The 14593-nt window shown below is 71.3% G+C and carries 12 protein-coding genes; 9 read left to right on the forward strand and 3 right to left on the reverse strand.

Features of this window, described 5'->3' with window-relative positions:
* Positions 1-60 precede the first annotated feature (60 nt).
* On the reverse strand, positions 61-1365 hold the full coding sequence (locus tag AB0I21_RS15460) for a DUF2252 domain-containing protein (RefSeq protein WP_344498192.1): 1305 nt from the start codon (positions 1363-1365) through the stop codon (positions 61-63).
* Between the two features lie 502 nt (positions 1366-1867).
* Between AB0I21_RS15460 and AB0I21_RS15465 the strand changes: the two genes are divergently transcribed.
* Positions 1868-2479 carry a hypothetical protein gene (locus AB0I21_RS15465; RefSeq protein ID WP_360561571.1) on the forward strand — a complete coding sequence of 204 codons (612 nt, stop codon included), beginning with the start codon at positions 1868-1870 and terminating at the stop codon, positions 2477-2479.
* Entirely contained in the window at positions 2476-4236 is a 1761-nt protein-coding gene (locus AB0I21_RS15470; RefSeq protein WP_360561573.1) for a hypothetical protein, read from the forward strand. The genes AB0I21_RS15465 and AB0I21_RS15470 overlap by 4 nt, the downstream gene beginning before the upstream one ends.
* On the opposite strand, the gene AB0I21_RS15475 is transcribed toward AB0I21_RS15470, so the two are convergent.
* The gene (locus tag AB0I21_RS15475) at positions 4199-4561 is read right to left on the reverse strand and encodes a nuclear transport factor 2 family protein (protein ID WP_360561575.1); all 363 of its coding nucleotides are present in this window, start codon (positions 4559-4561) and stop codon (positions 4199-4201) included. The genes AB0I21_RS15470 and AB0I21_RS15475 overlap by 38 nt on opposite strands.
* 1120 nt (positions 4562-5681) lie before the next feature.
* Between AB0I21_RS15475 and AB0I21_RS15480 the strand changes: the two genes are divergently transcribed.
* The 6 genes from AB0I21_RS15480 to AB0I21_RS15505 all read left to right on the forward strand — a co-directional run bounded on the left by AB0I21_RS15480 (position 5682) and on the right by AB0I21_RS15505 (position 12408).
* Complete coding sequence (locus AB0I21_RS15480) at positions 5682-6299, forward strand: L-threonylcarbamoyladenylate synthase (RefSeq protein WP_344498200.1); 618 nt, start codon at positions 5682-5684, stop codon at positions 6297-6299.
* Positions 6300-6918: 619 nt separating this feature from the next.
* On the forward strand, positions 6919-7302 hold the full coding sequence (locus AB0I21_RS15485; RefSeq protein ID WP_360561577.1) for a VOC family protein: 384 nt from the start codon (positions 6919-6921) through the stop codon (positions 7300-7302).
* Complete coding sequence (locus tag AB0I21_RS15490) at positions 7299-9002, forward strand: family 2B encapsulin nanocompartment shell protein (RefSeq protein ID WP_360561579.1); 1704 nt, start codon at positions 7299-7301, stop codon at positions 9000-9002. The genes AB0I21_RS15485 and AB0I21_RS15490 overlap by 4 nt, the downstream gene beginning before the upstream one ends.
* A complete protein-coding gene (locus tag AB0I21_RS15495; RefSeq protein ID WP_360561580.1) occupies positions 8977-10368 on the forward strand; it encodes a family 2B encapsulin nanocompartment shell protein in 1392 nt (463 codons plus the stop codon). The genes AB0I21_RS15490 and AB0I21_RS15495 overlap by 26 nt, the downstream gene beginning before the upstream one ends.
* Before the next feature lie 4 nt (positions 10369-10372).
* A complete protein-coding gene (locus AB0I21_RS15500) occupies positions 10373-11467 on the forward strand; it encodes a family 2 encapsulin nanocompartment cargo protein polyprenyl transferase (RefSeq protein WP_360561582.1) in 1095 nt (364 codons plus the stop codon).
* Between the two features lie 11 nt (positions 11468-11478).
* Positions 11479-12408 carry a 4-hydroxy-3-methylbut-2-enyl diphosphate reductase gene (locus AB0I21_RS15505; RefSeq protein ID WP_360561584.1) on the forward strand — a complete coding sequence of 310 codons (930 nt, stop codon included), beginning with the start codon at positions 11479-11481 and terminating at the stop codon, positions 12406-12408.
* 103 nt (positions 12409-12511) lie between these two features.
* Here AB0I21_RS15505 and AB0I21_RS15510 read toward each other — a convergent pair whose 3' ends face one another.
* On the reverse strand, positions 12512-13753 hold the full coding sequence (locus AB0I21_RS15510; protein WP_360561585.1) for a hypothetical protein: 1242 nt from the start codon (positions 13751-13753) through the stop codon (positions 12512-12514).
* A gap of 60 nt (positions 13754-13813) precedes the next feature.
* Here AB0I21_RS15510 and AB0I21_RS15515 point away from each other — a divergent pair, with 60 nt between their 5' ends.
* Positions 13814-14587, forward strand: a complete 774-nt coding sequence (locus AB0I21_RS15515; protein WP_360561587.1) for a hypothetical protein — start codon at positions 13814-13816, stop codon at positions 14585-14587.
* Positions 14588-14593: the final 6 nt, after the last annotated feature.

The raw sequence follows: 14593 nt of genomic DNA on the forward strand, positions 1-14593 counted from the left end.
CCGTTGTCTACAGGCCCGGGAACTTCCCGTTGTCTACAGGCCCGGGAACTTCCCGTTGTCTTACAGGCCTGGGAACTTCCCGTTGCGGAAGAGGTCGACGAAGATCTGGTGGTCTGCGCGGGCGCGGGCGCCGTACTCGTGCGCGAAGTCGGCGATCGAGGCGACGAACCCTTCCTCGTCGCGGTCGATCGCGGCGACGATCGCCTCCTCGGTGGAGAAGTTCACCAGATCGTGGCTGGACTCGTCGTCGGCGACCGAGTGCATCCTGGCCGTCGCCCGGCCCAGGTACTCGACCACGCTCGTCAGGTCCGCCAGCTCGTTGACGTCGCTCCAGTCGAGGTCCGCGGCGTACGGCGACACCTCCGCGACGACCTGCCCGACGCCGCGCAGCTCCGTGTAGCCCGCCCACGAGTCCGCGTGCGCCTGCAGGGCGTGCTGCGACTCGCTCGTGCGGTGGCCCTGGTGCTTGAAGTACGCCTTGACCTTCGGGTCGGTGATCCACCGCGACACCGCCGGCGTCTGGCCCTGCTTCATGTAGATGATGACGTCGTTCTCCAGCGCCTGGGTGTGGCCCTCGAGCAGCACGTTGTAGGACGGCAGGCCGGCCGAGCCGATCCCGACGCCCTTGCGCATCACGACGTCCTTGATCGTGTACTTGGGCGACCGCGACCCGTCCCACGACGGCAGCGTGTGCAGGTACGCCGCGAACGCCGCCTCGACCTCCGCGCGGGTGTCGGCGTCCACCGCGTACACCCCGTCGCCCATCGCGAACCGGCGGTCGTAGTCCTCGATCACCGTCTGCTCGTCGAGCAGCGCGACCCGCGTGTTGAGCCGGGCCCGCTGCAGCACGTCGCGCAGCACGCCCTCGGTCGTGTCCAGGGTCAGCGAGCCGATCGCCTCCTCGCCACCGGCGGCGATCGCGCGCAGCTCCGACACGTACGTGCGGCTGTACTGCTTGACGAGATCGCTGATCACCGCGTCGGACAGGGCCTTCGCATAGCCGATGAGCGCGATGCTGGCGGCGAACCGCTTCAGGTCCCAGATGAACGGCCCGACGTACGCCTCGTCGAAGTCGTTGACGTTGAACACCAGGATGCCCTCGGAGTTCAGGTACGTGCCGAAGTTCTCGGCGTGCAGGTCGCCGTGGATCCACACCGACGAGGTCCGCTCGTCGAGGAACGGGTCGGCGACGCCGTTGAGGTCGGCGTAGTAGACACAGGCGCTGCCCCGGTAGAACGCGAACGGCGTCGCCGCCATCTTGCGGAACTTCCGGCGGAACGCGGCGGGGTCCTGGGCCATCAGCTCACCGAACTCGGTGACGAGCACGTCGACCAGCTGATCGGCGCGCTGCTGGGAGTCGTTCATTGATCAACCGTATGCACACCCGACCTCCGGCGGACACGCATTGGCGCAATCACGACAGCCTGTCGCCCTGCGCATCCGGTACGTTCGGCGGTCGGCACACCACGCACCCATCGTCTACGCTGCCGCTCTTGTGACCGCCGTGCCGATGCCCTGTGCGCGCTGCGACCTGCCCGGTTACCCCACCGGCGCCGAACTGCTCTGCGCCACCCACGGCGCCGTCCCAGACGCGGCGGCGGTCGAGTCCCTCGTCACCGCCGGCGGCACGCAGTCTCTTCCCGGCGGCGCTTCGCTGAGCCCCTTCCTCGGCGGCGCTCCACGCTCCTCCGGCGACACCCGCCCCGCGGCCGGCGGTGCCCCACCATCTCCCTCCGCCCCTCCCCCTTCTCCAGGTCTGGCTGGCGACACTTCGCTGGGGCCTGTCCCTGGCGGCGCTGGCCCGTTGCCTGGCGGCGCTGGCCCGTTGCCTGGCGGCGCTGGCCCGTTGCCTGGCGGCGCTGGCCCGTTGCCTGGCGGCGCTTCGTCTTCTCCTTCTCCGGGCGGCGTTCGGCCGCTGGCCGGCGGTGGTTCGCCGGTCGCCGGCAGTGGTTCGCCGGTCGCCGGCGGTGCTTCGCTGTGGCCTGTCGCTGGTGGCGGATCGCACTGGCCGGTCGTCACTGGTGCATTCATCGCCGCCGGCCTCGCGCACGCCGCCCTGCAGGCCTTCTCGATCTGGGCCCTCCTGCGCGCGGACGCGGCGCTCGACGACCCGGCAATCACCCCGCCTCTCGATGACGCCCTCCGGACTGCCGCCGACGCCGTGTCGCTCGCGCGGACCGGCCTCTGGTCGTACCTGGCCTGCTTCCTGCTCTGGCTCCTCCTCACCGGCGCCACCGCCACCCGTCTCGGCCTGGACCGGCGCGCCGCCCTCCGCCACTGGACGATCCTCGTGTGGCGCGTCGCCCTCGTGCCGACGCTGACGCTCGCGATCCTGAACGACCACCTGTCGCCCACCTGGCCGGCCGCCCACGCGGCGCTCGCCTTCGCCGTCTTCCACCTTCTGACGACGGCCCTCCTGCTCGCCTACACCATCGTCGTCCGCCGGCGCCTCCGGCCGTTCTTCCCGGGCCCTTCGTGACTCCTGTCGCTCGCTGGCTGCTGTACGTCGTCGCCGCCTACCTGGGCCTGCTCGGCCTCACCTACGGCATGGGCGTCGCCTCCACCTGGCACCAGCCGCCCGCGGTTGCCCTGGACGGCTTCCCCGCCCGAGTCGACGCACCGTGGCCGTGGACACCGACACTCGACTCGGCGCCCGTCACCGCGGTGCCGGTCGCGATCGGCGGCAGCACACCCGGCCTGCACAACATCCTGACCGACACCGAGGGCAGCGTGTCGTTCGTCGACGCCCGCGGCGGCCAGCACATCCTCGACGTGGCCTCCGAGGGCGCCGCAACCCCCGGCGAGTCGCTGCTCCTGTCTCCCGACGGCACCATGGTCGCGTACCCCACCGACGCCCTGGACTTCTCCCAGGACTCCTCGATTGCGGTGCGCACACTCGGCGACGGCCACATCCGCCGGCTCCCAGTCCCCGCACCGGCCGGCGGACACGCCACGCCGCTCGCCTGGTCGCCGCACCAGGACCGCCTCGCCGTATACATCGAAGGCTCCTCCATCGGCGTCCTCACGCTCGACACCGGCACGTACCGCACAGTCCTCCCCTTCCCCGCAGGCCTCGCCGCCACGCCCCGGACGCCGATCGCCGCCGCCTTCTCCTCCGACGGCGACCTCGCCGTCCAGCTCGACACCACGGTGTGCGTCAAGCAGGGCTGCTTCCCCCTCCCCGCCGGCCAACGCCTCGCAGGCAAGGGCGCCTACACGCCCGCTAACAACTCCCTCGCCGTCGTCACCGACGCAGGCCGCGACTCCACCATCACCTTCATCTCCGAAACCAACGGATCCCCCCTTCCAGGCACCATCCACCTGTACGGCGTGACCACCCTCCGCCTCATCGGCTGGTGGGCCGGCCGCGCCCTGGTCGTCGCCTTCCGCCCCGAGCCCGTGACCGACCTAGGCCCCCTCGATGACGAACGCAACTACCCCCCGACCGCCTACGCCCTGGTCCAACGCCTGTCGATCCTTGCCATCGCCCCCTCTCTGACGACGCCCCCGCCGCCCTCGCCGCAGTCCCAGCCCTCGCCGCAGCCTTCGTCACCCGCCCAGGTCACGTCCCTGCCGCCCCCTCCATCCCAAGCCTCGCCTTCGCCGCAGGTCTCGCCTCTGGCTGCGTCGCGGTTCTCGGCTCAGGCTTCGGCCTCGTCGCAGGTCTCACCTCCGACTCCGTCGCAGTTCTCGGTCCAGGCTTGGGTCTCCTCGCAGGTCTCACCTCTGGCGGCGTCGCAGCTGTTGGCTCAGGCTTCGGTCTCGTCGCAGGTCTCGCCTCTGGCTGCGTCGCAGCTGTCAGCCCAGGCTTCGGCCTCGCCGCAAACGTCGCCCCAGGCGCAAGTCGCACCCCCGTCCTCGTCGCGGTCCCAGCCCCCGTCGTACCCCGCGGCCCAGGTCCCTGCTTCGGCGTCGTCGCAGGTCTCACCTCCGACTCAGTCGCAGTTCTCGGTCCAGGCTTCGACTTCGGCGTCGCCGCAGCCCTCGGCACGGGCCGCTGTCTCGATGCAGGTTCAAGAGCTGATGGTCCTGCCCGATCAGATCCTGTCCATCGATATCGCGGATCGTGCCCTCCTCGCCGGACACACCAGCCCCGGCCGCCCGGCACCCGCCTGGCCGGCCCGCCCTGGTGTGCTCACCGCGCTGGTCGGTCTTCCCGCCGCCCCGGTCGCGTTCATCGTCTTCCTCGTCGGCGCGGTCAGGCGCGAGCTGGCTGCTGCATCCACCACTCGGTGAACTCCCGGCACTGTCCCACGGTGTCGAGCCGGATCAGCCACAGGTTGCTGAACACCCGTTTCGGATACACGGTCACGCCCTGCACAACGCTTAACTCAGACCCGACCGTCACCGGATGCCACGTGAACGTGGTCTCGCCCGGCCGGTCCCGGCGAGCCAGCCACTGCTTCACGATCGTCCCCCGCCCCCGCCACGGCTCCTCGAACGGCGCCGGGTAGTACGCGGCATCCTCGGCGAACAGCCCGCCGATCTCGGCGGGATCGTTGCTGTTCCAGGCCCTGACGTAGCCCGAAACCCAGTCGGTCACAGCCTCCAGATCCGTCATGCCCTCTTCCTACTCCTTCCCCGCGCGGCGTGCTCCGCTCATCACCGAGAGTCGACGATGTGTAGCGAATCGGTGTCTCTTCGTAGATGTTGGCACTCGCGGCTGGACGTCGATCGGTGCACCCACGACGATGGGTTCAAGCCGCTTTCGGGCGGCGCAAGCCACCGGGACGGGGGTCGGGTGTGCGCCATCAACAGCTCTGTTTCGCCTTTCCACGAACCACTTCGAGTGCCGACCGGTCACCGGCGGCCGCGGTGGCCGTCGAGCCCACCGAGGGACGCGCCCGGCCTGCTGCGACTCTCGCTGTCACTGGCCGGCGGTGGGCGCAAGACGGGCGCGCCCAGGCCCGGGCGGAGTTCGCGGAGGCCCGCCGTCACGGCCTGGCTGCCCGGCATGCGACCAAGCTCACCCGGCTCCGCAACGCCAGGCTGATCGCCGAGCTGGACCAGGCCGCCGCCCACACGCCCGAGGCAAGCAAGGCAACTGTCCACGCGCCCGAGGTGGACGAGTCCACTGTCCATGCACCCGAGGTGGACGAGTCTACTGTCCGAGCGCCCGAGGTGAACTCGGCAACTGTGCGAGCGTCGGAGGTGGACAAGTCCACTGTGCTGGCGTCGGAGGTGGACAAGTCCACTGCGCTGGCGTCGGAGGTGACGGTTGTGTCGGAGCCGCGACCCGCGTCCGCCCCTGATCGGTGCGGGGTCGAGGGGGAGCGACGGGGTGGTGCGGTCGAGAAGGAGTGTTTCGAAGGGCGGCCTGCGTCGGGCGGGCCGGGCGCTGGTAGTGGGAAGGGCAATGGCCGATCGCCGCGTCGGCTTGGCAGGGGGACGGGACCGAGGGTCTGCGGTTGGGTTCGGTGTGGGGTGGGGCAGCGGTCTGCGAGTCGGGTCGCGGCGGTAGTGGGTCGTGGCGCCGTTCAAGATCGGCAGGGGGCAGTGTCGGGCGAGGTCGGCAGGGGGCGCAGTGTCGGGCGAGGGCCGCCGGGGTGTTGTGTCGGGCGAGGTCCGCTGGGGCATTGTGGCGGGATCGTGCGGTGATGTTGCGGTGAGCCGTCTGCGGGTGTCCGCGGTGCGGGTGCGCTGTAGGTGGCGGCGGGAGCTCGGCCGCGTACGCTCTGGTCGTGGCCAGATTCCTCGACGTGCATCCCGACAATCCGCAGCCGCGGCTGCTGCAGCAGGTTGTCACGGTGTTGCGGGATGACGGGTTGATCGCGTACCCGACGGATTCCTGCTTTGCGCTGGGGTGCCAGCTGGGCAGCCGGCCGGGGCTGGAGCGGATCCGGGACATCCGGAAGCTGGATGACCGGCACCACTTCACGCTGATGTGCCGGGACTTCGCGCAGCTGGGGCAGTTCGTGCAGATCAGCAACTCGGTGTTCCGGCTGGTGAAGGGGGTGACGCCGGGCAGCTACACGTTCATCCTGCCGGCGAGCCCCGAGGTGCCGCGGCGGTTGCTGCACCCCAAGAAGCGGACCGTGGGGGTGCGCATCCCAGAGCACACGGTCACGCAGGCGCTGCTGGCGGAGCTCGGCGAGCCGCTGCTGTCCAGCACGCTGCTGCTGCCAGACCAGGACGAGCCGATGACGCAGGGATGGGAGATCAAGGAGCTGCTCGACCACCAGGTCGACGCGGTCATCGACGGCGAGTGCGGCGTCGAGCCGACGACCGTCGTGGACCTGTCCGGCGACGAGCCCGAGATCCTGCGGGTCGGCGCCGGCGATCCAAGCCGCTTCGAGTAGGTCGCGGCGGGCGAGGGCGTCGAGTCGGAGATTCTGCGGGTCGGTGCTGGCGATCCAGGCTGTCGCGGTCGGGTTGCGGTGGTGGGCGGCCGGCTGGAGGTCGGTCGGGCGATTGTCTGGCGGGCGGGTGCTGCGGGCCTGGAATAAAGGGCCCTGCGGGTAAGGGTTGCGGGCTCGGCATGGTGCCGCGGGGTGGGGTCTGGCAGTAGTGCTGCGGATGGGATTGCGGCTCTGCGATCTGGTCCAGCGGCACGTCCTTGCGGTTCTCGTGGCGTGGGGATTGCGGCCCTGGCATAAGTCCTGTGGCCCTGGGGTGGGGTCCTGCGGGCGTGGCGTGGGTGCGGCTGGGAGGGCTGGGCCTGATGGGCGCTGCGGGTGGGTGCTGGGAGTTGAGGGTTGTGGGTCTGGCTTGAGCGTTGCAAGGGGAGGGGTTGCGGGTTGCGGTTCTGGCGGTGGGGGCGGTCGGCTAGGGGTTGCGGTTCTGGCGGTGGGGGCGGTCGGTTAGGGGTTGTGGGCCTGGCGGGTGGGGCGGTCGGTGGGAGGTTGTGGGCTGGTGGGTGCTGTGGGGTGAGGGGCTGCTGGTTGCGAGCGGTGGTCGACGGATGGGGAGGGGTGTGCGGTGTTGCATCACGTTGAGGTTTGGGTGCCGGATCTGGGGCGGGCTGTGCGGAGTTGGGGGTGGTTGCTGGAGGAGCTTGGGTGGGAGGTGTACCAGGAGTGGGAGGTCGGGCGGAGTTGGCGATTCGAGCGGACGTACATCGTCTTCGAGCAGTCGCCGGGGTTGACGGGGGAGAAGCATGAGCGGTGCAGGCCTGGGGTGAACCATCTGGCGTTGTGGGTGGACAGTCGGGAGCGGGTGGAGGCGATCGTCGCCGAAGCGGGGGCGCACGGGTGGGTGTTGATGTTTCCCGAGCGGCATCCGTATGCGGGTGGGGCTGGACACTACGCGGCGTATCTCGAGGATGCGGACGGGTTTGAGGTGGAGCTCGTCAGTGGTCGGTGAACTGTCGGGGACCCGACAGTTGCGGGTGGTGGAAAGCGCTGCACGAAAAGAAGAACGGCGCTAGCGGTATTGGTCGAAAAATGGCTGACCATTTTTGGTTTATCGCCCGTTCGGCCAGGTGCGGCGGCATACTTGAACCGTTCGCAAGGATGGCGGAGTTGCCGGGCCCGCTTGCGATCAATCCCCTTTCTGAACGTCGCCGCCGCCGAATGCAGTCGGGTGGCGGTTCAACCGTGTCAATCGGCGCCGAATGCGTGATTGGAAGCAAACAAATGACCCTGCTGGAATCCATCGGATCGAATGCGCAAGGCAATGACGAGCAGGAGCAGCGCAGGCTGAGCCTGAGCACCGGTGCGGCGCGGAACCTCGCGACGACCACCAAGTCGGTGCCGCAGATGCAGGAGATCACCTCGCGGTGGCTGTTGAAGATGCTGCCCTGGGTGCAGGCGGGCGGCGGCGCGTACCGGGTCAACCGCCGGCTCAGCTACGCGGTCGGCGACGGGCGGGTCACGTTCGTCTCCACCGGCTCGCAGGTGCAGGTCATCCCGCAGGAGCTGTGCGAGCTGCCGGCGCTGCGCGGGTTCGAGGACGTCAACGCGCTGCGGAGCCTCGCGGACCGGTTCGTGCAGCAGGAGTTCGCGCCCGGGGACGTGATCGTCACCAAGGGGCAGCCGGCGGACCGGGTGTTCCTCATCGCGCACGGGAAGATCAACAAGATCGGCGCGGGGGAGTACGGCGACGAGACCGTCCTCGGGGTCATGGCCGACGGCGACTACTTCGGCGCCGAGGTGCTCACCGGCGTCGCGACGAACTGGGAGTTCACCGCCAAGGCGCTGACCAGCTGCACCGTGCTCGCGCTGTCGTGGCAGGCGATGCAGCAGCTCAACGGGCAGGCCGACGCGTTGCGCGAGCACATCCGCCGGATGCGGGACCAGCCGCAGAAGCCGCAGAACAAGCACGGCGAGGCGGCGATCGAGATGGCGTCGGGGCACGAGGGCGAGCCGGCCCTGCCGGGCACGTACGTCGACTATGAGACAAAGCCGAGGGAGTACGAGCTCAGCGTCGCGCAGACCGTCCTGCGCGTGCACACCCGCGTGGCGGACCTCTACAACAAGCCGATGGACCAGGTCGAGCAGCAGCTGCGGCTGACGATCGAGGCGCTGCGCGAGCGGCAGGAGCACGAGCTGGTCAACAACCGCGACTTCGGCCTGCTCCACAACGCGGCGTACGACCAGCGCATCTACACCCGCACCGGCCCGCCGACCCCGGACGACATGGACGAGCTGCTGTCGCTGGTGTGGAAGGAGCCGACGTTCTTCCTCGCCCACCCGCGCGCGATCGCCGCGTTCGGCCGTGAGTGCAGCCGGCGCGGCGTCTACCCCGGCAACATCGACTTCGGCGGGCACCAGGTCCCGGCGTGGCGCGGCGTGCCGATCTTCCCGAGCAATAAGATCGAGGTCAGCGACACCCGCACCACGTCCATCATGTTGATGCGCGTCGGCGAGCAGCAGCAGGGTGTCGTCGGCCTGCACCAGACCGGCATTCCCGACGAGTACGAGCCCGGCCTTTCCGTGCGTTTCATGGGCATCAGCGAGCAGGCCATCATTTCGTATCTGGTGAGCGCCTACTATTCCGCCGCGGTATTGGTGCCGGACGCGCTCGGCATTCTCGAGAATGTGGAAATCGGCCGTGAGAACTGAAACCGCGCAGGAGCAACCAAGGAGTCTCAGTACCCGCGCCGCACGTACCATTGCGACCACCACCAAATCCGTCCCGCAGATGCAGGGCGTCTCGCCCCGCTGGCTGCTGCGGATGCTCCCGTGGGTCGAGGCCGAGGGCGGCACGTACCGCGTCAACCGCAGGCTTACCTACACCGTCGGCGACGGCCGGGTCACGTTCACCAACCAGGGCGCCGACGTGAAGGTGATCCCGCAGGAGTTGCGCGAGCTGCCGGCGCTGCGCGAGTTCCCGGACGACTCGGTCCTGCACCAGATGGCCGAGCGGTTCGAGCAGCTGGAGCTCGGCCCCGACGAGACGGTTGTGACCGCCGGGCAGCCCGCCGACCGGGTGTACCTGCTGGTCAAGGGCAAGGTCCGGCAGCTCGGCGTCGGCGAGTACGGCGACGAGACCCTCCTCGGCGTGCTCACCGACGGCGACTTCTTCGGCGACGGCGTCTTCGAGGGCACGCACCACAGCTGGGGCTTCACGATCCGCACCAGCACCCCGACGACGCTGCTCGCGCTGCGCCGGCAGGAGATCGACCGGTTCAGTGACACGATCGGCGCACACATCACGAAATATCAGCAAAAAGCGGACAAAAAGCAGAACAAGCACGGCGAAGCGGCGATCGAATTGGCGGCCGGGCACGAGGGTGAGCCAGTCCTGCCGGGCACCTTCGTCGACTACGAAACCACGCCGCGCGAGTACGAGCTCAGTGTCGCCCAGACGATCCTGCGCCTCCATACGCGCGTCGCGGACCTCTACAACCAGCCGATGAACCAGTTCGAGCAGCAGCTGCGGCTGACGATCGAGGCGCTGCGCGAGCGGCAGGAGCACGAGCTGATCAACAACCGCGACTTCGGGCTGCTCCACAACGCGGACCTGAAGCAGCGTATCGCCACCCGCACCGGCCCGCCGACCCCCGACGACCTCGACGAGCTGCTCTCCAGACGGCGCAAGTCGCGGCTGCTGCTCGCCCACCCGAAGGCGATCGCCGCGTTCGGCCGGCAGTGCAACAGCCGCGGCCTGTACCCGCCGACGATCGCCATCGAGGACCGCCAGGTCCAGTCGTGGCGCGGGGTGCCGCTGCTGCCGTGCGACAAGATCCCGATCAGCGACCGGGGGACCAGCTCGATCCTGGTCCTGCGGACCGGCGCCGACGACCAGGGCGTGATCGGGCTGCGCCGCACCGGCATCCCCGACGAGGTCGAGCCGGGGCTCAACGTGCGGTTCATGGGCATCGACGAGCACGCGGTCAGCTCGTACCTCGTCAGCACGTACTACTCCGCCGCCGTGCTCGTCCCGGACGCGCTCGGCATCCTCGAACACGTCGAGATCGGAGGCTGACCGGATGGTCGCCGCCCACGTCGTCAGTCCCAGCGCCATCCAGCCCAGATCCGCGGGCGCGGTCCTCGCGCAGAGCCGGGACGCCGTCATGCCGGCGCTGCGGGCCGCCGTCGACACGTTGCCGGCGTCGATGCGGCACGTCGCGGGGTACCACTTCGGCTGGTGGGACGAGCACGGCCGGCCCGTCGAGGCGGACCCCGGCAAGGCGCTGCGGCCCGCCCTGGTGCTGCTCAGCGCTGCCGCCGTCGGCGGCGCCGGCCAGGCCGTAAGCGGCGCCGGCCAGGCCGTAGGCGGCGCCTACGGCCAGGTCGTGACGGGCGCCGTCGCCGTCGAGCTGGTGCACAACTTCTCGCTCCTGCACGACGACGTCATGGACGGCGACGCCACCCGCCGGCACCGGCCGACGGCGTGGAGCGTGTTCGGCACCAGCGCCGCGATCCTCGCCGGCGACGCGCTGCTCACCCTCGCGATGGACACGCTGCTCGCGAGCGGGCACCCGGCCGCGACCAGGGCCACCGGCATGCTCGGCGCCGCGGTACAGCGGCTCATCGACGGCCAGAGCGCGGACCTCGACTTCGAGCGCCGCGCGGACGTCGACGTCGAGGCGTGCCTGGCCATGGCGCAGGCGAAGACCGGGGCGCTGCTGGGCTCGGCGTGCGCGATCGGCGCCCTGCTCGGCGGCGGCCGGCCCGCGCAGGTGCTGCGGCTGGCGCAGTTCGGCGAGGACCTGGGCCTGGCGTTCCAGTTCGCCGACGACCTGCTCGGCATCTGGGGCGACCCGGCGACGACCGGGAAGCCGGTCCACTCGGACCTCCGCAGCCGCAAGAAGTCCCTGCCGGTGGTCGCTGCCCTGACCTCCGGCACCCCGGCCGGCCTGGAGCTCGCGGCGTTCTACACGGGTGCCAGCGCGCTGCCGGAGCCCCAGGTCGGCCGGGCCGCGACCCTCGTGGAGGCGGCCGGGGCGCGGATGTGGAGCCAGGCGCAGGCCGACCAGCTCCTCGTCCGTGCCCTCGACGCCCTCGCCGCCGCCGAGGCCGACCCGCTCGTCGAGGCGGAGCTGTGCGAGCTCGCCCGGTTCGCGACGCGGCGGGACCGGTGACGGTGGCGGCGATGCGACGGACGGTCCTGCTGGCCGCCCCGAGGTCCTTCTGCGCGGGCGTCGAGCGGGCGATCGAGGTTGTGGAGCGGGTCCTCGACGCTGCCGATCGTCCGGTGTACGTGCGGAAGCAGATCGTCCACAACCGTCACGTCGTGGCCGATCTGGAAGCCCGGGGCGCCGTCTTCGTCGAGGAGCTCGACGAGGTGCCGGACGGGGCGACCGTCGTGTTCTCCGCGCACGGCGTCGCCCCGCAGGTCAGGGCCGAGGCCGAGGCCAGGTCGCTGCGCGTGGTCGACGCGACCTGCCCGCTCGTCACCAAGGTCCACGCCGAGGCCCGCCGGTTCGCCGCCCGGGGCGACACGGTCGTGCTCGTCGGGCACGCCGGCCACGAGGAGGTCGACGGGACCCTCGGCGAGGCCCCCGAGCGGACGGTCCTCGTCGAGTCCGCCGGCGACGTCGCGCGGCTGCGGGTCGAGGATCCGTCGCGGGTGTCGTACCTGACGCAGACCACGCTCGCCGCGGACGAGGTCGGCGAGGTGGTCGACGCGCTGCGGGCACGGTTCCCGGCCTTGCGGGGGCCCGGATCCGACGACATCTGCTACGCCACGACCAACCGGCAGGAGGCGGTGGCGGCGGTCGCCCGCGACGCCGACCTGGTCCTGGTCGTCGGCTCCGCGAACTCGTCCAACTCGCTGCGCCTGGTCGAGCTGGCCCGCCGCCTCGGCACGCCGGCCCACCTCATCGACGACGCGTCGGAGATCGACCCGGCGTGGCTGGCCGGAGCCCGCGTCATCGGCCTGTCCGCGGGCGCCTCGGCCCCGCCGCACCTGGTCGACGAGGTCATCGCCGCCCTGCGTGCCCTCGGCCCGCTGACCGTCGAGGAGCGCCGCGTCGCCGTGGAGCAGCTGCAGTTCTCCCTCCCGTCGACGGTCCGCTCATGAACCGGCGGACGGCGGCCCGCACCGCCGCGGGCGAGGACCCGCAGCGGCGGACGGCGGCCGAGGGCCAGGGTCAGCGGCGGTGGACGTCGGCCGAGGGCCAGGGTCAGCGGCGGCGGCGGAACAGGCGGGTCATCGCCACGGCGGCGATCATGAACCCGGCGGCGACGGGGATGAACCGCTTGCCGACCGGTGACGACGCCGAGGCCGGGACGGCGACGGGCTCGGCGGGACGCACGTTGGACCGGTGGGCCGGCGTCGACGGCGGCGGGGGTAGGGACGCCGGTCGGGGCGAGGACGCCGGCGGGGCCGGGGTCGCCTTGCGCACCTGGGGCCGCGGCGGCGCCGTCGTCACCACCGGGGGCGGCGCCTCCGCGACCACGGCCGGCGGCGCCGTCGTCACCACCGGCGCCGGCACCTCAGCGATCGCGGGGGACGGCGTGGGCGACGGCACCACCGGATCCGGCTCTCCGGCGATGGCAGGGAGCGGCGGGGCCGGGCACGCCGTGGCGTCCGACGACGCGACCGAGCCGAGGTCCGCGAGCTTCACCGCCCGCGACGGGTCCGACAGCGGGATCCGGAACAGGGCGCTGCCACCCGGCGCGTGCCCCGTCCCCGGACCCGCGCCCGGGCCGGACGCCTGGTTGAACAGCGCGGTCAGCGTGCCGTCCGGGTGCAGGGCCACGCCGCCGTACGCGGACCGGCCCGGCAGCACCGCCGGCAGCGGCGTGAACGACACGCGCGAGCCCAGCCGCACGAGCTGCGCCCGGCCGCCGCGGGCCGCGACCGTGAGCAGGTCACCGCTGGACGGCTCGACCGTCCAGTCCCCGGCGTACGGCAGCGACGGCAGCGGACGCGACGGCAGCAGCCGGGGCGCGCCCGGCGAGACCTGCACGGACCGCACCGAGGACGCCGTCCCGACCAGCAGCCGGACGCCACCGCCAGCGGCGACGACCGTGCCGCCGTACGCGTCGGCGAGCGGGTATCCGGACGCGCGCCGGGTGCCGGGGACCGCGCCCAGGTCGGTGACGCGGCCGTCGCCGCCGATGCGGACCACGTGCGGGCCGGCGCGCAGCTTCCGCCCGGCGCGGGCCGTGGCGAGCGCGAAGAGTGTGCCGTCGCCGGCGCAGCCGATGGCGTTGACCGCGTACCCGAGCGGCGTGCGGGCCACGGTGCCGCCGGCGGTGACCCGGTGCAGCGTCGAACCGGCGTCGCCGGGCCCCCGCGACACCCACACGAGCCCCTCGGGCAGCGCGGCCGCGGGTGCACCGACCGCCGGAGGCGCCGGCAGTGCGGCCCAGCACGTCAGGAGCGCGGCGCCGGCCGTACACCAGCGGAAACGACGCATCGCAACCTTCTCCTCAAATGCCGTGAAACGCAAAAATCACCCTAGCCGAGGGAGGGGTCGGTGAACGCCGAGATCCTCATCGGCGGCCTGATCGTCACGGTCGTCGCGGTGGCCGTCGCGCTCGCCGCAGGCCTTGCGGTGCAACGGTTCGTGCCGGTCGAGGACCGGCAGGAGAACAACGACGTGGCCGGCATCGCATTCGCGATCATCGGTGTCCTGTACGCCATCCTCATGACGTTCGTGATCGTGAGCGTCTGGGAGGCGGGCGACGGCGCGCAGGACAGCAGCCGCGCCGAGGCCCGCGCCGTCGTCGACCTCAACCACTACGCCGACACGCTGCCCGCCGCCGAAGCCGCCGCGATGCGGGAGCTGACCGGGGAGTACATCCACATCGTCGAGCAGCAGGAGTGGCCGGCGATGGCGGGCGGGCAGCCGGTCGGCAGGGCGGGCAGCGCCGTGATCTCCAAGCTGTGGAAGTGCGTCGACGCGCCGCTGCCCGACGGCGCCGACGCCGCCGCGAACCGGCAGTCCGAGGCCCGCGCCGACCTGCGCGCCCTCACCCTCAACCGGGACGCCCGCCTCGCCGCCGCCGACGCCGGCCTGCCGAAGGTCATGTGGCTCGCCCTGATCGTCGGCGACGTGCTCACCCTCGCCAACGCCCTGATGTTCGGGGTCAAGGGCAGCGGCGAGTACCTCACGATCATCGCCCTGCTCGCCGCCATGTCGGCGCTGATGCTCTTCGCGGTCTACGAGCTGGAGTTCCCGTTCCAGCGCGGGGAGAGCGTCACCGTCGACGTGTTCACCGATGTCGTCGACGACGGCACAGCACGATAGGACAAC

The organism is Dactylosporangium sp. NPDC050588, assembly GCF_040654975.1.
In the GTDB taxonomy this organism is placed as follows: Bacteria; Actinomycetota; Actinomycetes; order Mycobacteriales; family Micromonosporaceae; genus Dactylosporangium; species Dactylosporangium maewongense.